The organism is Neobacillus rhizophilus, from assembly GCF_018343535.1.
Taxonomy (GTDB): domain Bacteria; phylum Bacillota; class Bacilli; order Bacillales; family Cytobacillaceae; genus Neobacillus; species Neobacillus rhizophilus.
Genome location: NZ_JAGYPF010000001.1, coordinates 779,987 through 800,091 on the forward strand (window position 1 = coordinate 779,987; position 20,105 = coordinate 800,091).

18 protein-coding genes are annotated in these 20,105 nt (G+C 41.2%); 5 read left to right on the top strand and 13 right to left on the bottom strand.

The window, feature by feature from the left end; genetic code table 11:
• Positions 1–97: 97 nt before the first annotated feature.
• On the top strand, positions 98–2,512 hold the full coding sequence (locus tag KHA99_RS03685) for a cytochrome P450 (protein WP_213116061.1): 2,415 nt from the start codon (positions 98–100) through the stop codon (positions 2,510–2,512).
• Between the two features lie 33 nt (positions 2,513–2,545).
• On the opposite strand, the gene KHA99_RS03690 is transcribed toward KHA99_RS03685, so the two are convergent.
• Positions 2,546–2,974 carry a MarR family winged helix-turn-helix transcriptional regulator gene (locus KHA99_RS03690; RefSeq protein WP_213116062.1) on the bottom strand — a complete coding sequence of 143 codons (429 nt, stop codon included), beginning with the start codon at positions 2,972–2,974 and terminating at the stop codon, positions 2,546–2,548.
• A 183-nt stretch (positions 2,975–3,157) separates the two neighbouring features.
• On the opposite strand from KHA99_RS03690, the gene KHA99_RS03695 reads away from it, so the two are divergent.
• On the top strand, positions 3,158–4,399 hold the full coding sequence (locus KHA99_RS03695) for an MFS transporter (RefSeq protein ID WP_213116063.1): 1,242 nt from the start codon (positions 3,158–3,160) through the stop codon (positions 4,397–4,399).
• A 53-nt stretch (positions 4,400–4,452) separates the two neighbouring features.
• Here KHA99_RS03695 and pgoN read toward each other — a convergent pair whose 3' ends face one another.
• From pgoN to KHA99_RS03730, 7 genes are all read right to left on the bottom strand, one after another.
• Positions 4,453–5,295, bottom strand: a complete 843-nt coding sequence (gene pgoN / locus KHA99_RS03700) for a glyoxal/methylglyoxal reductase (protein WP_213116064.1) — start codon at positions 5,293–5,295, stop codon at positions 4,453–4,455.
• A 211-nt stretch (positions 5,296–5,506) separates the two neighbouring features.
• On the bottom strand, positions 5,507–6,235 hold the full coding sequence (locus KHA99_RS03705; protein ID WP_213116065.1) for a sirohydrochlorin chelatase: 729 nt from the start codon (positions 6,233–6,235) through the stop codon (positions 5,507–5,509).
• A 90-nt stretch (positions 6,236–6,325) separates the two neighbouring features.
• A complete protein-coding gene (gene cysC, locus KHA99_RS03710) occupies positions 6,326–6,925 on the bottom strand; it encodes an adenylyl-sulfate kinase (protein ID WP_213116066.1) in 600 nt (199 codons plus the stop codon).
• Between the two features lie 11 nt (positions 6,926–6,936).
• Positions 6,937–8,085 carry a sulfate adenylyltransferase gene (gene sat / locus KHA99_RS03715; RefSeq protein WP_213116067.1) on the bottom strand — a complete coding sequence of 383 codons (1,149 nt, stop codon included), beginning with the start codon at positions 8,083–8,085 and terminating at the stop codon, positions 6,937–6,939.
• A gap of 27 nt (positions 8,086–8,112) precedes the next feature.
• Positions 8,113–9,162: a sulfate permease gene (cysP, locus tag KHA99_RS03720; protein ID WP_213116895.1), complete on the bottom strand. Its 1,050-nt coding sequence runs from the start codon at positions 9,160–9,162 to the stop codon at positions 8,113–8,115.
• Positions 9,163–9,196: 34 nt separating this feature from the next.
• The gene (locus KHA99_RS03725; RefSeq protein WP_372447563.1) at positions 9,197–9,916 is read right to left on the bottom strand and encodes a phosphoadenylyl-sulfate reductase; all 720 of its coding nucleotides are present in this window, start codon (positions 9,914–9,916) and stop codon (positions 9,197–9,199) included.
• Between the two features lie 74 nt (positions 9,917–9,990).
• Entirely contained in the window at positions 9,991–10,101 is a 111-nt protein-coding gene (locus KHA99_RS03730; protein WP_249366415.1) for a YezD family protein, read from the bottom strand.
• Positions 10,102–10,479: 378 nt separating this feature from the next.
• Here KHA99_RS03730 and KHA99_RS03735 point away from each other — a divergent pair, with 378 nt between their 5' ends.
• Both KHA99_RS03735 and KHA99_RS03740 read left to right on the top strand, forming a co-directional pair.
• A complete protein-coding gene (locus tag KHA99_RS03735) occupies positions 10,480–11,349 on the top strand; it encodes a cation diffusion facilitator family transporter (protein ID WP_213116069.1) in 870 nt (289 codons plus the stop codon).
• Between the two features lie 72 nt (positions 11,350–11,421).
• A complete protein-coding gene (locus KHA99_RS03740) occupies positions 11,422–12,279 on the top strand; it encodes an MBL fold metallo-hydrolase (RefSeq protein ID WP_213116070.1) in 858 nt (285 codons plus the stop codon).
• A 919-nt stretch (positions 12,280–13,198) separates the two neighbouring features.
• Here KHA99_RS03740 and htpG read toward each other — a convergent pair.
• Together htpG and KHA99_RS03750 are read right to left on the bottom strand one after the other, a co-directional pair.
• Complete coding sequence (htpG, locus tag KHA99_RS03745) at positions 13,199–15,079, bottom strand: molecular chaperone HtpG (RefSeq protein WP_213116071.1); 1,881 nt, start codon at positions 15,077–15,079, stop codon at positions 13,199–13,201.
• A 168-nt stretch (positions 15,080–15,247) separates the two neighbouring features.
• The gene (locus KHA99_RS03750) at positions 15,248–16,717 is read right to left on the bottom strand and encodes a PAS domain S-box protein (protein ID WP_249366511.1); all 1,470 of its coding nucleotides are present in this window, start codon (positions 16,715–16,717) and stop codon (positions 15,248–15,250) included.
• Positions 16,718–17,065: 348 nt separating this feature from the next.
• Here KHA99_RS03750 and KHA99_RS03755 point away from each other — a divergent pair, with 348 nt between their 5' ends.
• Entirely contained in the window at positions 17,066–17,683 is a 618-nt protein-coding gene (locus KHA99_RS03755) for a YitT family protein (RefSeq protein ID WP_213116073.1), read from the top strand.
• Between the two features lie 55 nt (positions 17,684–17,738).
• On the opposite strand, the gene KHA99_RS03760 is transcribed toward KHA99_RS03755, so the two are convergent.
• The 3 genes from KHA99_RS03760 to sat (KHA99_RS03770) are packed head-to-tail and all read right to left on the bottom strand — an operon-like array spanning position 17,739 to position 20,082.
• Positions 17,739–18,293 (bottom strand): hypothetical protein, encoded by a 555-nt coding sequence (locus tag KHA99_RS03760; protein ID WP_213116074.1) that lies wholly within the window; start codon positions 18,291–18,293, stop codon positions 17,739–17,741.
• A 33-nt stretch (positions 18,294–18,326) separates the two neighbouring features.
• Positions 18,327–18,926: an adenylyl-sulfate kinase gene (cysC, locus tag KHA99_RS03765; protein ID WP_213116075.1), complete on the bottom strand. Its 600-nt coding sequence runs from the start codon at positions 18,924–18,926 to the stop codon at positions 18,327–18,329.
• Entirely contained in the window at positions 18,913–20,082 is a 1,170-nt protein-coding gene (sat, locus tag KHA99_RS03770; RefSeq protein WP_213116076.1) for a sulfate adenylyltransferase, read from the bottom strand. Before sat (KHA99_RS03770) ends, cysC (KHA99_RS03765) begins: the two co-directional genes overlap by 14 nt.
• Positions 20,083–20,105 lie beyond the last annotated feature (23 nt).

The following is a 20,105-nucleotide window of genomic DNA, read 5'->3' on the forward strand; positions in this document are numbered from 1 at the left end:
TTCGTATTATACACATGGTATAATCTTCTAAAATATTATTTTAAAATTATTTAAAAATTAAATTTCTCGAGGAGAAAGGAAGGTTGTAAAAACAAATATGTCTACTTCCGAAATTGCTGCGATACCGCAGCCGAAAACGTATGGCCCACTTGGCAACATGCCTTTGATTGATAAGGAGGCCCCGACACTCTCCTTATGGAAAATCGCGGAAAAATACGGTCCGATTTTTCGTATGGAATTTTTCGGCGGATTTTCTACCATTTTTGTTTCCGGCCATAAATGGGCCGGCGAGGTTCTGAACAGCGGAAAATTTGATAAAAGTTTGCTCGGCGGCCTCCATCAGGTCCGCGAATTCGCTGGCGATGGGCTATTTACAGGTAAAACATCTGAGCCAAACTGGCAAAAAGCCCATAACATTCTAATGCCTTCGTTTAGTCTGTCAGCTATGAAAGGGTATCACTCCATGATGGTAGACATAGCAAGCCAGCTCGTCCAAAAATGGGCACGGCTGAATCCAAATGATAGTATTGATGTACCGGATGATATGACCAGACTTACGCTTGATACGATTGGCTTGTGCGGCTTTAACTATCGTTTCAACAGCTTCTACCGTGAGACGCATGACCCGTTTATTATCAATATGGTGAATGCCCTAGATGAAGCCATGCATAAAGGGACCCGTCTCCCGATTCAAGATAAATTCATGGTAAAAAAACGACAGGAATACCAAAAGAACATCCAAGCGATGTTTTCCTTGGTAGACAAACTAATCGCTGAACGGAAGGAACGCGGTGATCAAGGGGAAACAGATTTGCTTGCTCGGATGCTAAGTGCTAAAGATCCGCAAACAGGCGAAATGCTCGATGATGAAAATATCCGTTACCAAATCATCACCTTCCTGATTGCCGGACACGAAACAACCAGCGGTCTTTTGTCCTTTACGCTTTACCTGCTGTTAAAGCACCCGGAAATCCTGGAAAAAGCCCGTGCGGAAGTTGACAGTGTATTGACAGGAGCAGTTCCAACCTTTAAACAAGTTTTGGAGCTGAAGTATATTCGGATGATTTTAAATGAATCGTTACGGCTTTATCCGACAGCACCGCAATTTACCCTATATGCCAAGGAAGATTTGGTTCTTGGAGGAAAATATAAGATAAATAAAAAGCAGACGGTTGCCATTCTCCTCCCTCAGCTGCACCGCGACAAAGAAGCTTGGGGTGAAGATGCTGAAGAGTTTCGTCCCGAACGGTTTGAAGACCCGAAAAAAATACCGCATGATGCTTATAAACCTTTCGGCAATGGACAACGTGCATGTATCGGAATGCAGTTTGCCCTTCACGAGGCAACATTATTAATAGGAATGATTTTGCAAAACTTTGACTTAATTGACCATACGAACTATCAATTAAAAATTAAGCAAACGTTGACGCTTAAGCCTGAAAATTTCACGATGAGCGTCCAACTGCGTGATAAACGTCTTGTTGAATCATTTATAGTACCTGCTGAAGAAAAAAGCTCTTCTGTCTTAAAATCAGCTAATCAACAATACGATTCTTCGATAGGAAATAATACACCATTACTTGTTCTATACGGTTCCAATATGGGGACTGCGGAAGGAATCGCAAAAGATTTGGCAACAAGTGCTCGTTTTAAAGGTTTCAAAAGTGAAATAGCTCCGCTTGATGAATACGTTGGCGTATTGCCGAAAGAAGGAGTTACTGTAATTGTCACTTCCTCTTATAATGGCAATCCGCCAAAGAACGCTCGAAAGTTTGTCAAGTGGATGAAAGAGTCTGAAGGTGAGATGCTCGATGGTGTTCGTTACGCTGTTTTTGGCTGCGGAGATACGAACTGGGCGAACACTTATCAAAGTGTTCCTAATTTGATTGACGAAAAGCTTGCTGAAAAGGGTGCCAACAGAATATCGCCAAAAGGCCAAGGTGACGCAAGCAGTGATTTTGATCAACAGTTTGAAGATTGGCATGAACAATTATGGCCAAATGTGTTTGAGGCATTAGGGCTTAAAGTTGAAAATAAATCAGAAGAATCAAATCAGGCATTGACAATCCAATTTGTCGATGAAGTACAGACCACGGAGCATGGTTCAGGGGGTACTGCGGTCCAGACTGTGAAAACGCGCAATTCATTTAAGACGGTTGAACGTGTTCTTAACCGCTTCGCATTAGATACAAACACAAAGGTTATCTTGAGTGGGAACCCGAAATTTGCGACCCGGCTGCCACTAGATTTCCCTGTCCGTGTCAGCGACTTACTGAGTCTAACGGTTAATTTAGAAGAAATTGTTACCCGTCCGCAGCTTCAAGAGCTGGCTGAACATACCGTATGCCCGCCTCATCAAAAAGAATTAGAAGCACTTATAAACGAAGATGCTTATAAGGCTCACGTTGTAGACAAAGGCATTACAATGCTGGATTTACTTGAAAAATACCCAGCCTGCCAAATGCCATTTGAAAAATTTTTAGAGCTATTAGCGCCTGATGAGACACACTAAAATAAATAAAAAAGAGGATGACAATCCTCTTTTTTATTCTTGAATAGCTGCAATATTAAATCTTGTTAAAAGTTTACCAAATGTGGCCCGTTCTTCGTCAGACCAGTCCTTTGTCACTTCTCCTACCCTTATCTTCCTCGTTTGTCTCTCTTCCCTTAATTTCCTTAAACCCAATTCAGTAATTTCTAAGAAATATGCCCTTCCATCTGTTGGATCAGGAATTCGATATAGGAAGCCTTTTTGTTCTAATGCGGATGCCTGCCTGCTTATTGTGGAAATATCCAGTTGGGATTGTCCTGCTAATGTTTTCACTCCTGCTGGTCCATTTGTTGCGATTTGATGTAGTAGAAGATAAGCGGAACGATCAAGATTGCCAATTTTTTTATGAGAAGAGTAGGCCGTGATACGGCGAATCATAATGGCCAGTTCAAGTTCGATCGTTTCAAGGGATTCTTCAGACATAATTATCACCTCTCAAGGTGTCATTTCTTGTTCTTATGATATCATAAGAGCGCCCCAAATTATAACTTATAGGCGAATTCACTATTGACGTAGTGAAAAATGGTTGTATAATACAAATATATAGTTTCATTATACAACTATTTTTAATACTTACAAAGAAAAGATAAAACAAGGGGGATTCAGATGTCATCAACATCACAAACTGTTGTACCAAGAACTACTAGCATGTCTTCTATAGAAGAATCAAATCTTCTTAAGCAGCCAAAGGCCGTCTGGGCTGTCTTCTTTGCCTGCATTATTGCCTTCATGGGTTTGGGACTTGTCGACCCGATTTTACCTGCAATCGCTAACCAATTACATGCTTCTCACAGTGAGGTTACACTTCTTTTTACAAGCTATAATGCTGTTATGGCCGTTGCCATGTTAATCACGGGCACGATATCATCAAGACTAGGCATTAAATGGACACTAATTGCCGGAATTATCATAATTGCTGTCTTTTCAGCGCTTGGCGGCTATTCAAATGGGATCTGGACACTTGTTGGCCTTCGCGGCGGATGGGGCCTTGGTAACGCACTGTTTGTCGCAACTGCCTTGGCGGCGATCGTCTCTCTTTCTAACAGCGGGACTGCAAAAGCCATCATCCTTTACGAAGCTGCTATTGGTTTAGGGATTTCTGTAGGTCCTTTACTTGGAGGCTGGCTTGGGGCCATTTCCTGGAGAGGTCCGTTTCTCGGTGTTGCCACACTTATGATTGTAGCCTTCGTTGGACTTTTGATATTAATGCCGCGAACACATCAGCAGCAGAGCACACAACAAAAGAAAACTTCCTTGCTTGATCCATTCCGCGCCTTAAAATATCGTTCATTATTGGTATTTGGTATTGCTGCGGCGCTTTATAACTTTGGTTTCTTCACCCTCCTTGCCTACGCTCCATTTGTAATGGGTCTTGACGAACATGGCTTGGGGTATGTGTTTCTGGGATGGGGTATTTTACTTGCCATTACATCAGTTGTTACTGCTCCAAAGCTTCAGCAAAGGTTTGGAACCATCAATTCTATGGGGGCAATGTTAACATTATTTGCCCTAGTCCTTTTAGCGATGGGTATTTGGACATCAACGCAATGGGTTATTATTGCGGCTGTTATTTTTGCTGGGGCTTTACTGGGGAATAATAATACGCTTATTACCACTGCTGTTATGAACTCTGCCCCGGTAGAACGCTCGACTGCATCTGCCGCATATAGCTTCCTTCGCTTTATAGGGGGTGCAATTGCACCATATACGGCAGGTAAGCTTGCCGAAATTTATACACCATCAACACCTTTTATTGTAGGTGCTGGATTTGTCCTTGTTTCTGTTATATTTATTTTCATGAATCGGCACCATGTCAAGCACGTCGACGATGTGGAGTTAGGGCATTAATTTAAACGTAAAAAAGCGAACAGTTTTGCGGCTGTTCGCTTTTTTTGTGTTCTTTATTCGGTAAATCCATTCGTAAAATCATCCGGATCTGGGCCGACCCGCTCATCTTTGTTCAAGCCATCAATTCTTGCTATGTCCTCTGTTGATAACTCAAAATCGAAAATATCGGCATTTTCAATGATACGCTGTTCCTTAATTGATTTTGGTATAGTCACTACTTTTGATTGTAAATCCCAGCGTAAGATGACCTGGGCAACTGACTTTCCATATTTACGAGCAATATCACTTAAATTAGGATCATTCAATAATTTCCCCTGTTTAAGCGGCGACCATGCTTCTAATTGAATCCCTTCTTTTTGGCAAAAAGCAAGTAAATCCTTTTGAGTTAAATGTGGATGATATTCCACTTGATTCACCATCGGCTTAATCTCGGCATCCTTTAATAGTTCCTCTAAGTGATGGACCTTGAAGTTGCTGACACCGATGGCACGAACGCGTCCATCCTTATATAATTTTTCAAGGGCTTTCCAAGTTTCTTTGAATTTGTTTTTGCCTGGCCAGTGAATGAGGTATAAGTCAAGGTAATCTAGTCCCAGCTTATTTAAACTAGTTTCATATGCTTGAAGTGTGGACTCGTAACCTTGATCAGAGTTCCATACCTTTGAAGTGATGAATAACTCCTCACGAGAAACACCGGACTCTCTAATGCCCTGACCGACACCTTCTTCATTTTGATAAACCGCTGCAGTATCAATGCTGCGGTAGCCATTTTTGATAGCTGCCTTTACAGAGTCAATTACCTCTGAACCTTCCTGCACTTTAAAAACACCAAGGCCAAACCAAGGCATTTCAACACCATTATGTAATGTAGTCGTATCCTTTAAGCTTTTAACCATTGTTCTCACCTTTCCCATGGTTTTTTAGGCATATACCAACCTATTATGGCACTTATACCCAAGGAAAATTCTATCTCAACAAGAAAAATCAATCCAATAAAAAGCTTATTTAGGAAGCATTTTCATGTATCTGCGAATTCTGTGACGATATCCGCGAATATTTCATTTTATCTGCGAATTTATGAATATATCTGCGAATCCCAGAAAAAACTTATTCGTGTTCAATTGCCCGCTTAATAATGACATCTTCAATAACATGGTGCCTGCTCAATTGACCTGTATGTATAATCGAGTAACCTTCTTTTTCCTTTTTCCGCACTTTTTGGACCACTTCCGTTAATAGAAGTCCTGAAAACAGCAAATAAGGAACGACAATGACCCGGCCCACTGCCTCGTTGCAGACAGTTTCCAATCCCTCATCGAACCTGGGTTCAGCGGCAGCTAAATAGCAAACAGAAACACGATTAAGTCCTAGACGATTTCGGATTCCATCAACAATGTTTGCAAAATCCGCTAATATATCCGGGTCGCTGCTCCCCCTGCCGACAAGCAAGACGCTGTCTTTAGCTGTCAGCGTCCCTGCCTCTTCATTAACAAGATCTGCTAAACCATCAAGAATGTTCCCCTGTACCCCAAAAGGATCCTTCACATTTACCTTAACATGAGGATATTTTTCATGAAGCCCTGCCAATGCATTTGGTATATCCTCTTTTATATGCCCCGCGGCAAGCAGAAAAAGAGGAACAACCGTTATTTCGGTGGCACCCCTTTCTACACAATGCCTGAAACCATCTTCAATCAGTGGCTCAGCCAGCTCCAGAAAACCCATTTCCTGAATTTGCACATCGATTCGGGCCATTATCCGCTGGATAAACGTCCTTGCCTCATCCGCCCCTTTCCTTGAGCGAGTACCGTGTCCAATGTAGAGAATTGCTTTCATGCTGGCTGCTCCTTTCACATTTTGCTTTTTAACTCAAACGGGTACTATGTGATTTCATAGTACCCGCTTCTTTTTAAAAAAGCTATTTTATTAAATAATATTCTTTTCCCGTAAATATCCTAACACTTGTTCCACTGATTCTTCAACTGTCACCAAATCAGAGCGGATGAGGATTTCCGGATTTTCCGGTGACTCGTATGGTGAATCAATCCCCGTAAAATCCTTAATTTCACCTTTGCGAGCCTTAACATAAAGCTGTTTTGGGTCACGGCGTTCGCATTCTTCAAGAGGACAATCAATGAAAACCTCGATAAATTCCCCTTCTGCAAATAACGCACGGACATTGTCCCGGTCGGAACGGAATGGTGAAATAAACGCAGTAGTGACAATCTGACCGCTGTCAACAAACAGCTTTGCCACTTCCCCGATGCGGCGGATATTTTCTGTTCTATCTTCTTCAGAAAAACCAAGATCCTTATTTAAGCCGTGACGGATATTGTCTCCATCAAGAACGTATTCGTTAATTCCCTGCCGAAACAATTCGTTTGAAACTGCATTCGCAATTGTTGATTTCCCAGAACCAGATAGCCCTGTAAACCATAGTGTACAGCTTCCATGACCGTTTTGCGCACGTCTGTCTTCTTTTGTAATGGTAGCGTTATGCCATGTAATATTCGATGATTTGCTCATTCTCCTACTCCTTATACTGTCGCTTTTTCTCTCATTCCTTCAATCAGGACTTCAACCACTTCTTTACGGCTGAAGGTTGCTGGCGGAAGAACTCCTGAGCGGAGCATCTCTCTAACTTTTGTTCCCGACAGGATTACACGATCTTCCTTGCCATGCGGGCAAGTTTTGTCAGATGCCATACCATCGCATTTTGTGCAAAAGAAGCTGTGTTCAAAGAATAATGGTTTAATACCAAGTTCCTCTTCAGTAAAATTGCTGAAAATATACTGGGCATCATAGGTTCCGTAATAGTTTCCTACCCCAGCATGGTCACGGCCGACAATAAAGTGTGTGCAGCCATAATTTTTGCGGGCAAGAGCGTGGAAAATAGCTTCTCTTGGACCTGCATAGCGCATTGCAGCTGGGTGGACGCCTAGCTGGACCCGTTCTTTTGGATAATAGTTTTCCAATAAAACACGATAGCTTTTCAGACGTACATCAGCTGGAACGTCATCAGATTTTGTTTCACCGACTAGCGGGTTCACGAACAAGCCATCAACCGTTTCAAGGGCAGCCTTTTGAATGTACTCATGCGCACGATGAATCGGATTTCTTGTTTGGAAACCAACAACTGTTTTCCAGCCTTTCTCTTCAAAAAAGGCGCGAGTCTGATTTGGTTCGAACCAGACATCACCGAACACGCCTTTTTCAGGTTTCTTAACAAGCACAACTTCCCCTGCCACATAGACAGGTCCTCTTTCAAATAGCCGCTTAACGCCTGGATGAGCAAGTTCTTCCGTTTTATAAACTTCTCTTGCTTCTTTGTTTAAATCCGGCTCATACAATTCAGAAACCTTAATTACACCGTAAACTTCATCGTTGTGTTTTAATTTAATTTCTTCACCGACTACTAAGGATTCCGCGATTTCATAGGATACAGGAAGAGTTACTGGAATGGACCAAATCGTATTGTCGGCTAAACGCATATTGCTGACAACAGATTCATAATCCTCTTTACCAAGAAAACCGTTTAACGGGCTGAAAACTCCCACTCCAATAAGTTCAAGATCGCTTAAAGCAATCGCATCAATTTCTAATTCTTTTGCTGCATTGGATAAATCATAGTTTGGATCAAAAGCTTGAATAAGTTTGCCTCCGTGAGGTTTTGGTAAAAATGACATTTTTGTTATCAACCCTTCTATTTGTTTTTATTTATTTGCAATATCGGTAGGCGCACCAATCGATGCGGATGAAGTTCGTTTCATTAAAAACAGCACTCCAAAAACAGAGATAAGGACGCCTGCCATGACAATAATCGGATAAAAGTTCCGAACTATCACTAATTGAATAATGGTGTATGAGAGCACCATTGAAATAACCGGTGAAACAATCCAGACCGTCAGAAGCTGAACGACAATACCCTTTTTCAAGACTGATTTTCCGTATTTTGCAAAACCAATTCCAATAATAGAAGATGTCGTAATTTGCGTAAGCGGAACTGGAATTCCAAAGAGCGATGCAGCCGTTACGATGCTGGCTCCAGTACCGGATATGATACATCCCTCTTCCAAGCGAAGCTTTGTTATTTTCTTCCCATTGGTTTCAATTACTCGGTGGCCGAGCAGGAATGCACCAAGTGCTACGGCCAAACCTCCCCAAAGGACAGCTGTCTCTTTAGACATTAATGATGCGGCAACAAGGGGGCCAACGGCATTGGCCACATTGTTCATTCCTGCCGAAAAGGCTTCGAACAATCCCATTAAGACGACAAGTACTGCAAGAAGAGGTCCTGCTTTTGGTTTCTCGACAATTTTTTTAATAGGTTTGATTTTTAAAAAATTAGCAGCAAGGATCGCCAGCACGAAAGCTGCAATTGGAGTTAACAGCCAAAACACCATAATCCATAGGAGCTTGCCGACAAAAACGGATTGATAGACAATCCCCGCCCCCACGACGGCGCCCACTGCTACTTCACTTGTTGAGAGTGGTATTCCAAAAATGTTCGCTAAAAACAGCGACATAGCTGCTGAAGCTAACACGATTAAAGCAATGGCATTTGTAAAGGTACTGCTTGGAACGATACCGCCGCCAATGGTCTTTACGACCTCGCCGCCGCCAAGCCATGCACCAAGGAACACCGCAATTCCACAAAGGAATAAAGCCAGTTGTTTTTTGACAACGCCGGCACCATAGGATATCCCCATCGAAGCAGCTGCCCCGCTGGCCCCGATATTGACTGCAAAAAACAAACCTATCATTATAGCAATGATTGTGATCGTTTTGACCGCCCCCTTACGATGAGTGTAATCCACACTCGGTTTTACTACTGCCGGACCAGCGTCCGGCACGGGAATCACCGTCACCGGCAACTGCTTGCGTACAAGGGAAGCAGCCAATACTTGGGTAGTTGTGGTCATGCAACTCGTTATATGGAAGGTCTTTTTCCCGAATATAGGACCATACCTCATCCCATGTCCAATGAATCAGCGGGCATATTTTAATATTTTTAAATTTTTCATCTTTGTTAACAAACTCAGTATCTTTCCTTGTCGGTGATTGTTCTCTGCGAAGACCTGAGATCCAAGCTTCTCTTGCTGTAAGAGTTTCCCTAAGAGGAATGACTTTTCGGATTTGGCAGCATTGGTTAGGGTCGCGTTTCCATAATGCTGTCCCATATTGAGCAGCCTGTTCATCAAGAGTTAATGCAGGTTTCTTCTTCTCGATTTTCAATGATGGAAAACGTTCTTCGATCCTTTTGATAACATCGTAGGTTTCTAGAAAGTGAAGATCTGTATCCAAGAAAACGATGTGCGCATCAGGTTTCACCTGAGCAATCAAGTCAATCAACACAATCGCTTCCGCCCCAAAGCTCGAAGCATAAACAATTTTATTGTCAGAATAATTCTGATAAGCCCATTCCAATACTGCTTTAGCGCCTTTCGTTTCATCTTGAATCGAAAAAGAGTCAGAAATGGAATACCAATTTTCATATGTCACTGCGTTTGTCATCATGCAAGCCTCCTTATTCCTTTAAAAAAAGGCAGCCTTCAACCATTAATGGTGAAGACCGCCTCTAGTTTGTCTAGTCAGCGTGTTTTATTCGATTGAAGACGAACCTTTTCGTTTTTTTCAATTTGCACGACCTTACCGTCCTGGATAACAAGTGTAATCGATCCGAATTTGATTGATTCGAGCATCGGCCTAAGGTGTGCCGCAATTTCTTGCCATTCATCTGGTGTTTTCAGCCGATTCGCCCCCTTTTCCTAAAAAATTCCTCCTATTCCAGGAAAGGCATTTTACTGTTTCAATTTCTCAATATTAATCCCACTAGACCAATAGGAATTCGCATATATAGTTGATGAAATTAATCCTACTAGACACATAGGGATTTGTCAATATAAATGATGAAAATATTATAACTATTTTTTCATTAAAGCAGATGTCTGTTTTGCCCGTACTAAACTTTTTTTCCTGATATAAGAATTTTAAGTCCGGACTAAAAAGGTTTCTCTAGACCCACATAATAATAGATTGCTAAGATAATGAAGGGAACGAAAAGCTAAGGGGCAATACATATGGAAAATGAAAAGTATTTAGCACTAAAAAAAGGGGAACAAGCCGCATATATCAGTATTTTTGCATACATTTTTCTATCCATTTTAAAACTGGCCGTTGGCTATGCATCCAACTCGGAGGCACTAAAAGCCGATGGATTAAACAACAGTACGGATGTAATCGCATCTATTGTTGTGTTAATCGGCCTAAAACTTTCACAAAAGCCCGCAGATAAGGACCATCCTTATGGTCATTGGAAAGCGGAAACTGTTGCCTCCATGGTTTCTTCTTTTATCATGATGGCCGTGGGTATTGAGGTGCTATATGATGCGGTTACCACCATCATCAATGGAAAGAGCGAGTCGCCAGACCCCCTTTCTGCCGTAACCGGAATTTTTTGTGGCGCAGTCATGTATGCTGTCTATCGCTATAACCATAAGCTTGCTGCAAAAATTAACAGCCAGGCGGTAATGGCTGCCGCGAAAGACAATCTCTCTGATGCCTGGGTGAGCATCGGAACTGCTGCAGGAATTATTGGCGCTCAATTCAATCTGCCATGGCTAGATCCAATTACTGCAGTAATCGTAGGACTTCTTATCTGTAATACGGCATGGGATATTTTTCGCGATGCATCCCACAGCTTAACCGATGGTTTTGATGTGAAGGAGATGTCTTTTTTTAAAAATACAATTGAAGAGATTTCGGGCGTTAAAGGAATAAAGGACATCAAAGCACGGAATTATGGCAATAGCGCTGTCGTGGATGTGGTAATCCTCGTGAATTCCAATCTAAATATTCGGGAAGCACATGATGTTGCCACAAAGGTGGAAAATGCCTTAATCAAGGAACACGATGTGTTTGATGTTAATGTCCATGTGGAGCCTAACTAAGCTGATTGAATAATTGCTTTAAACAAAGGAAAACTATCCCTAAAATTAGGAAATTGATAAGGGGATCGTTTAATGGATAAAGAAATGTCATATGGAAGTGACTATAAATTGATTCCAGCCACTTCTATTGGTAGTGGAATCGGGATTCAGGTTTTGCCGGATTTATTTTCTTATACCATCCAAATCGTCAATATTTGTTTTGTAGGTAACCCTGATAATGGCGAGTTTGTTTTAGTGGATGCCGGTATGACGGGGTCAGCAGATGAAATTATCGGGGCAGCAGAGGAACGGTTTGGCGAGGGTTGCCGCCCGAAAGCGATTATTTTAACGCATGGTCATTTTGACCATGTTGGAGCAATAATCGAACTGGTGAATCATTGGCAGGTACCGGTATATGCCCATGAAATTGAATTGCCTTATTTAACCGGGCAAAGGAGCTATCCTGAGCCCGACCCCAGTGTGGAAGGCGGGATGGTGGCGAAGATGTCACCGTTATTTCCGAATGAGCCAATTAACCTGGGTAACCATGTTGAAAAACTTCCTGCAGACGGCAGCGTCCCTCATATGCCTGGATTCCGCTGGATCCACACTCCAGGTCACACACCTGGACATGTTTCCTTTTTTAGAGATGAGGACCGTGCGTTGATTGCGGGAGATGCTTTCATAAATGTGAAACAGGATTCATTATATAAGGTCATTACCCAGGAGGAAGAGGTAAACGGTCCGCCTAGATACTTCACAACTGATTGGAGGGCCGCTTGGGACTCAGTTAAAAAGCTAGCTGAATTAAGTCCTTCGACAGCGATAACAGGGCATGGTACTCCGCTCGCAGGCGAGGCATTAACCAGCGGACTGCAAAGGCTGGTAAATAATTTTGACAGCTTAGCGATTCCGGATTACGGAAAATATGTGGATGGAAATATTCATTAACGTGTATATATTGAGCTTCCTATAGATACTTTATGGTTTATTGCGGAAATATTGGGTTTTAAAAGGTGATCAAGGACATTTCCATCTGTTTTTCAACCGGTTTTGTCCTTGATCCCGCCTATCAAAGACATTTTCTTCCGTTTTCCGACCGTTTTTGTCCTCGATCCGGCCTATCAAGGACATTTTCTTCCGTTTTTCTCCTGGTTTTGTCCTTGATCCTGCCTATCAAGGACATTTTCGTCTGTTTTCCGACCGGTTTTGTCCTTGATCCGGCCTATCAAGGACATTTCCATCCGTTTTTCAACCGGTTTTGTCCTTGATCCCGCCTATCAAAGACATTTTCTTCCGTTTTCCGACCGTTTTTGTCCTCGATCCGGCCTATCAAGGACATTTCCTTCCGTTTTTCTCCTGGTTTTGTCCTTGATCCTACCTATCAAGGACATTTCCTTCCGTTTTTCTCCTGGTTTTGTCCTTGATCCTACCTATCAAGGACATTTTCGTCTGTTTTCCGACCGGTTTTGTCCTTGATCCGGCCTATCAAGGACATTTCCATCCGTTTTTCAACTGGTTTTGTCCTTGATCCCGCCTATTCAAAGACATTTTCTTCCGTTTTCCGACCGTTTTTGTCCTCGATCCGGCCTATCAAGGACATTTTCTTCCGTTTTTCTCCTGGTTTTGTCCTTGATCCCGCCTATCAAGGACATTTTCGTCTGTTTTCCGACCGGTTTTGTCCTTGATCCCGCCTATCAAGGACATTTCCATCTGTTTTCCGACCGGTTTTGTCCTTGATCCGGCCTATCAAGGACATTTTCGTCTGTTTTCCGACCGGTTTTGTCTATGATCCGGCTAATACTCTAAAAATGGAGAAAAATTTAAAGGATTGCCGCATCACGTATCACGGCAATCCTTTCATCATCCATTACACCATTATTTTGCAAATATTATTCGTAAATTCAACCGGATCTTCAATTGGCAGGCCTTCAATTAGTAGTGCCTGATTATACAATAGGTGTGTATACAATGTCAGCTTGTCTTTGTCTCCGGTAAATGATTCTTTTAAGGCTGCAAAAACCTCGTGATTTGCATTGATTTCTAGTACCTTCTCAGCTTTAATTCCCTGGTTATTCGGCATTGCATTTAGGATTTTTTCCATCTCGATAGAGACTTCTCCATCTGTTGATAAGCAAACTGGATGCGACTTCAGGCGTTTAGAAATACGGACATCCTTCACTTTGCCAGCCAGGGTCTCCTTCATATACTCAAACAGTTCCTTGTTATCCTGCTCTTCTCCTGCCGAATCCTGAGACTTTTCATCTGCTTCAAAGCCTAAATCACCACTAGAAACGGACTTAAACTCTTTATCTTTGTAACTCATTAGCATTCTAATGGCGAATTCGTCAATTTCATCTGTGAAATACAGAATTTCATAGCCTTTGTCTGCAACCAACTCCGTTTGCGGCAGCTTTTCGATTCGCTCATTGGTTCCGCCAGTGGCGTAGAAAATATATTTTTGGTCCTCCGGCATTCTAGAAACATATTCATCTAACGTTACGAGCTTCTTCTCTTTGGAGGAATGGAACATCAATAAATCCTGCAATTCTTCCTTATGAGCGCCAAATTCGCTATAGACACCATACTTTAACTGGCGGCCAAATGCCTGATAAAACTGCTCATATTTTTCCCGTTCATTTTTCAATAAGCTTACTAGCTCACTCTTGATTTTCTTGTTAATATTTTTCGCTATTAGCTTTAATTGACGGTCGTGCTGGAGCAACTCACGTGAAATATTCAAAGATAAATCTTCTGAGTCGACCATTCCCTTAACAAAGCTGAAATAGTCAGGCAGGAGGTCGGCGCACTTGTTCATAATTAAAACACCGCTCGAATAAAGCTCTAGACCCTTTTCATATTCTGCAGAATAATAGTCAAACGGCATGTTTTCTGGAATATAAAGAATCGCGTTATAACGGACCGCCCCATCCACACTGATATGAATATGCTTCAGCGGTTTGTCAAAGCCGTATCGCTTTTCCGCATAAAAATTTTCATAATCCTCGGCTGTCAGTTCGTTTTTATTTTTCCGCCAAATCGGCACCATGCTGTTGATGGCTTCTTCAACTTGATAATCTTCGTACTCCGTTTCGCTGCCCTCTTTAAGACGGCTTTTCGACACATCCATTTTAATAGGGTAGCGGATAAAGTCAGAGTATTTCTTGATAATTGCTTTTAAACGGTATTCCTCTAAATACTCATCATAATTTTCTTCTTCGGAATTATCTTTGATTTTTAAAATAATGTCAGTACCGACTGTTTCTTTTTCACATGGAACGATGGTGTATCCCTCGGCACCCTGTGACTCCCACTTGTAGGCTTCGTTACTACCTAAAGCCTTACTAATGACTGTTACGACGTCGGCAACCATAAACGCTGAATAAAAACCAACGCCAAATTGGCCAATGATATCATAGCCATCCTTCAATTCATTCTCGCTTTTGAACGCTAAAGATCCACTCTTAGCAATCGTACCAAGGTTATTTTCCAATTCTTCCTTAGTCATCCCAATCCCAGTATCGATTAATCGTAAAGTTCTATTTTCCTTGTCAGCGATTATCTTTATGTAGTAATTGTCTTTATCGAATGACAAGGAATCATCCGTTAATGCTTTGTAATAGATTTTATCGATCGCATCACTCGCATTGGAGATTAACTCACGCAGAAAAATTTCGCGATGCGTATAAATCGAATTAATCATCATGTCCAACAAACGTTTCGATTCCGCTTTAAATTGTTTTGTTTCCATACCCAATTCTCCTTCCATTTTTACCCTTCTCATCATAATTGCAGGAGGTCAATAAATCAAATGATTAGCACTCTATTGAAATGAGTGCTAACAAATATTTAAATATCATAAAATGAAATTCTCGTCAATACAAAAACGGACGGTCTTCCCTCCGTCCGCTAACATTCACTAAATTGGCAGTAATATCTCCATCGTAGTTCCATTTTCATTACTAGAGATATGCATCGTGCCATTGTGATTTTCAATAATTTGCATGCTAATCATCAAACCTAATCCATTTCCATTATCCTTGGTTGTAAAAAATGGCTGGCCTATTCGTTCGAGATGCTCTTTCGGGATACCGCACCCTTGGTCAATAAACCGAATTTTTATTTGATTAGAATCTGTACATTGAACCTCTATAATGATTTCTCCACCCTTAGGCATGGCCTCAACAGAATTTTTGAGGAAATTAATAAACATTTGCTTAAGCTGGTTTTCATCGCAATAAACTTCAGGGATTTCTGTCAGGTAAAGAATATGAATACCTATATTTCTCATAATCGCCTGTGTATCAGCAAGCGTTTTAACGTGCTCTAAAATGGTCGGCAAATCACGTTTTTCAAATTTCATAGACTGCGGTTTCGCTAACAGCAACAATTCACCCAGAATCAGTTCGATGCGGTTCACTTCAGAATTGATAATATCCAAATAACTAGAATTAAATTCACGTCCTGTATCCATTAGCTTAATAAAGCCTTTTATAGCGGTTAATGGATTTCTTATTTCATGGGCGATTCCAGCGGCAAGCTGCCCAGCCACCGTTAACTTTTCAGACTGGAGAAGCAATTTTTGCGTTCTTTTCTTCTCCATTATGTCCCGAATGATAATATGACGTGCAGGTTCGTTTTGATAAATGGCTGGAATAGCTTTTACTTCGACTTCAATAATCGTGCCATCCATACGGACCAGCTTTTCCACGATAAAATCAACAGCCATGCCGTTTTCAACCTTCTTGGCCCGTTGTTTCACAATGTCTGAGTAAGGGCTGTCCAAAAAATCGTAAATGCTTTTTCCAATCACTTCATTTTTATCCTTCGCACCAATTAAATCCACGGCAGTATCGTTGGCAAAAAGGATTAGCTCATCTTTAACAATCGCGACTGCATCAGGTGAATGCTCTACAATATCCCGATAGGTATTCTCCCGCTGCTGAATATCTTCCATAAGCTTTTTTCGCTTTTGTTTGATTTCCGTAATATCCTTTGCTACTGCATAAACGCCTACAATTTCACCATCGATGACAATCGGATAATTTGTCATATTTAAATCAATTAATTTCCCGCTTTTATGAACGATTTGACAATCGAAATTCTGCAATTTGCCGTCAATTGCCTTGTAAAAAAATGAAATGGCTCGATCCAGATGCTCCAATTTCATGACTTTCATATACGTTAATTTTGAAAATTCGTCCGAATTATATCCAAAAATGAGCGCACAAGCAGGGTTTAATGGAATGAAATAACCATCTAAATCCATTGCATAAATGGCATCAGAATCGCATGCGAACAGAGACTGATAGCTATTCAGGCTGCCATTTAAATGCTTTTCTAACAAGATCCGCTTTTCCTTTTTAATATCAGTTATAGAACTTTGCATCACGATCAAAAGTTCCTTTCATTATTTATAAAAAAGCCAAATTAGAAATAGTCAAATGATCCTACTTCCGATTTGGCATGTCAAAGGTCTAGGTGCACTAGTTCATTTTCACTATTTCATATGATAATAGTCATTAATCTTACTATAATATTAATCTTAATAATTTTGATTTTCAATCCTAATATTGCAATTTAAAACATCGGTAGATTGGGAAAACTTTGTTTTTTCACAAAATATTCCCACATATTCTTTTTTCTCAACTCATAAAATGGACAAGAAAGGCAAGTCCAGGGAGGAATAACAGTGAATGTTATGACGAAAATTTTTAGAGATTATTTCTTTTAAATAATGAAAAAAACTTTGTTAATTTACCTATGTTTGCTTTTTGGGGCAACCTTGCAAGGTCTGTCAATGTCCCTGTTTTTATTTCCCCATTCCATCCCTTCTGGCGGTGCGGCAGGACTGGCCATCTTAATGAATTATTGGTTTGGTTTATCGCTTGGCTTCTCCCTATGGCTGGCCAATATTGTCTTCTTACTTTTTGCGCTAAAATATTTTGGCTATACATGGACATTTCGAACCATTCTATCAGTCGCTACTACCTCAACAGTTGTTAGCGTGATTACGACCCAAATACCACATCATCACGTTCATATGTTGTTTGATATGGTTTGCGGCAGCATCTTTTTTGGCATCGGCGTTGGTCTTTTGATTCGTGCAGGGGCATCAAGCGGCGGGATGGTCATTCCTGCGCTAATGATAGCCGCCTATAAAAATTGGAGTCCAGGAAAAGTGATGATGGGCATCAATATGATGATATTTTTATTAACCGCGTTGGTCATTGATTATAAAATTGTCGTGTACGCCATTGTTTGTCAATTCTTTTCAACCAATATTATTGATTTTATTTATGAATTAAGATTTAATCGATTACTTTTCCTTTCTGCCAATTGGCGAAGACGTTAAAGAGTAAAGAGGCTGTCTTGTTTAGGCAGCCTCTTTTTCAAATAGTCCATTAAATCTATAAATACCTCGATAAAATTACAAAAACCCGCTTACTTAGACCCATCCAGATTAAACTGTAGAACAAAGAGAACAGGAAAATTATTATGGAAGTTTTAAAATTAAATATAGATGAGATCGTTGGCCCTAAAACCGGAAACCGAAGAACGTAAAGCAAAAACATGATTCCAATCGAGAGACCAATTCCGCCGGCAAAAGTGATAGAAATCCAACTTTTCCACAACTTGAATGCGCCCCCCATGGAAATTCCTAATAGCCCTGTTGTAAAAGGAAATACTAACAACTCGCTGGGCTGGATAATAGCCAATAGAAAAACGGTAATAACATAAGACATGAACCCAATCCTTAAAGACAACATGGAAGCAAGAACAATGGGCAGTGTAGTTAACATACTGAATGCATAGCCAATTCCTGTAAAAAATCCGGCGGCCTGCAGGATGGCTGCGATTCCAGCAAGGAGAGATCCTAGTACTAATTTCGTTGTATTAGAATAATTTTGAGTTGAAATTGATTGGGGATTTTGTCCTGAAATATTATTTGTTCCTTTTTTCACGGTAGCCCCCCAAATAAGGTAAAGGAAGACCTGTTAAAGGATCTTCCTTTCCTTTAAATACTCTAAAATTTCTTTTACTGATTCTTCAATCGACATTCGACCTGTTTCAATAATGATTTCTGGATTGTCGGGAATTTCGTATGGTGAGGAGATACCGGTAAATTCGGGGATTTCTCCAATTCTTGCCTTTCTGTACAAACCTTTCGGGTCCCGGTCTTCACAGATTTGAATCGGGCAATTCAAGTAAATTTCAATGAACTCCCCGTTTTCAAACATATTACGAACCTGCGCCCGGTCCTCAAGAAAAGGGGAAATAAAGGCTGAAGAAACGATTTGACCACTGTCCACGAATAGTTTTGCCACTTCCCCAATTCGGCGGATATTCTCTTTCCTGTCACTAACACCAAAACTTAAATCTTTGTTTAAACCATGACGAATATTATCCCCATCCAATACATAACTTCTAAAGCCTTCTTTAAAAAGTGCCTGGTCTACGGCATTTGCCAGCGTAGATTTTCCTGAACCTGATAAGCCTGTAAACCAAAGCACACAGCTTTTATGTCCATTCTTCTGATGCCGGTCTATTTTTGTGATCGTTGATTGGTGCCAGGTAAGATGATTACTTTTCCCCATTTCCTACACCTTCTAGTTTGTAGACTTCCCTCATCCCCTCGATAAGGATTTCAACGACTTCTGGACGGCTGAATTCCTTTGGAGGCTGCTCGCCATTTTTGAGCATCCCCCTGACTTTAGTTCCGGATAAGATGACATGATATTGCCTGTCATGCGGGCAGGTTTTTTCAGAAGCCATGTTCTCGCATTTTTTACAATAAAAGCTATGTTCAAAAAACAGCGGCTTGATTCCAAGCTCCTCTTCGGAAAAATTAGAAAATATTTTTTGGGCATCATAAGTGCCATAGTAGTTTCCTACCCCAGCATGGTCTCTTCCGACAATAAAATGGCTGCAGCCGAAGTTTTTCCGGACAAGGGCATGAAAAATCGCTTCCCGCGGTCCGGCGTATCGCATCGCTGCCGGGAAAACGGACAGGAACACCCGGTTCTTTGGATAATAATTTTCAAGTAAGGCTTGATAGCTTTTCATTCTGATTTCGCCCGGAATATCATCTGCTTTTGTCTCGCCGACAAGAGGATTAAGGAACAGCCCGTCAACCGTTTCCAGTGCCGACTTTTGAATGTATTCATGAGCCCTGTGTACCGGATTACGTGTTTGGAACCCAACAACTGTTTTCCAGCCTAATTGCTGGAACATTTCCCTTGTTTGTATAGGGTCTAAATAAAAATCCTCAAACTGGCCTTTTTCAGGTCTTTTTATAAGTGTGATAGGTCCGGCCAGATAAACAGCGGGACGTTCAAAAAGTTTTTTTACACCGGGATGGGCTAGTTCCGTTGTCTTGAATACCTTTTCAGCCTCTATCCGTTTATCTGGTGAAAACTTTTCGGTTACCTTCATGACACCATAAACCTTGTCATTATGAATGAGGTTAATGGTCTCACCGATTGTTAATTCGGCCGCTTTGGTCTGGTGGACTGCCAGAGTAATCGGCAGTGACCACGGCAGTCCCGAAACAAGCCTCATTTTGTGTACAACCGACTCATAGTCGGCTTTTCCCATGAAACCTTCAATTGGACTGTAAGCACCGTTAGCGATTAACTCCAAATCGCTTAATTCCAATTTATCGAGTTCAACATAATTGAGAGTATAGTCCACTACACAATTTAAATTGATTCGATTGACTAATTTCCCGCCATGGGGAATTCTCTTATTCAACGGTTTTACCTCCCCAAATTTCT

Excerpts from the sequence above, each read along its gene's own strand:
- KHA99_RS03690 (WP_213116062.1), bottom strand. The coding sequence starts at position 2,974 with ATGTCTGAAGAATCCCTTGAAACGATCGAACTTGAACTGGCCATTATG.
- KHA99_RS03725 (WP_372447563.1), bottom strand. The coding sequence starts at position 9,916 with ATGATGACAAACGCAGTGACATATGAAAATTGGTATTCCATTTCTGAC.
- cysP (WP_213116895.1), bottom strand. The coding sequence starts at position 9,162 with ATGATAGGTTTGTTTTTTGCAGTCAATATCGGGGCCAGCGGGGCAGCT.
- cysC (WP_213116075.1), bottom strand. The coding sequence starts at position 18,926 with ATGGGGAAAAGTAATCATCTTACCTGGCACCAATCAACGATCACAAAA.
- KHA99_RS03740 (WP_213116070.1), top strand. The coding sequence starts at position 11,422 with ATGGATAAAGAAATGTCATATGGAAGTGACTATAAATTGATTCCAGCC.
- sat (WP_213116067.1), bottom strand. The coding sequence starts at position 8,085 with ATGTCATTTTTACCAAAACCTCACGGAGGCAAACTTATTCAAGCTTTT.
- cysC (WP_213116066.1), bottom strand. The coding sequence starts at position 6,925 with ATGAGCAAATCATCGAATATTACATGGCATAACGCTACCATTACAAAA.
- KHA99_RS03750 (WP_249366511.1), bottom strand. The coding sequence starts at position 16,717 with ATGCAAAGTTCTATAACTGATATTAAAAAGGAAAAGCGGATCTTGTTA.
- KHA99_RS03685 (WP_213116061.1), top strand. The coding sequence starts at position 98 with ATGTCTACTTCCGAAATTGCTGCGATACCGCAGCCGAAAACGTATGGC.
- KHA99_RS03735 (WP_213116069.1), top strand. The coding sequence starts at position 10,480 with ATGGAAAATGAAAAGTATTTAGCACTAAAAAAAGGGGAACAAGCCGCA.
- KHA99_RS03755 (WP_213116073.1), top strand. The coding sequence starts at position 17,066 with ATGAAAAAAACTTTGTTAATTTACCTATGTTTGCTTTTTGGGGCAACC.
- KHA99_RS03695 (WP_213116063.1), top strand. The coding sequence starts at position 3,158 with ATGTCATCAACATCACAAACTGTTGTACCAAGAACTACTAGCATGTCT.
- pgoN (WP_213116064.1), bottom strand. The coding sequence starts at position 5,295 with ATGGTTAAAAGCTTAAAGGATACGACTACATTACATAATGGTGTTGAA.
- htpG (WP_213116071.1), bottom strand. The coding sequence starts at position 15,079 with ATGGAAACAAAACAATTTAAAGCGGAATCGAAACGTTTGTTGGACATG.
- KHA99_RS03705 (WP_213116065.1), bottom strand. The coding sequence starts at position 6,235 with ATGAAAGCAATTCTCTACATTGGACACGGTACTCGCTCAAGGAAAGGG.
- KHA99_RS03730 (WP_249366415.1), bottom strand. The coding sequence starts at position 10,101 with ATGCTCGAATCAATCAAATTCGGATCGATTACACTTGTTATCCAGGAC.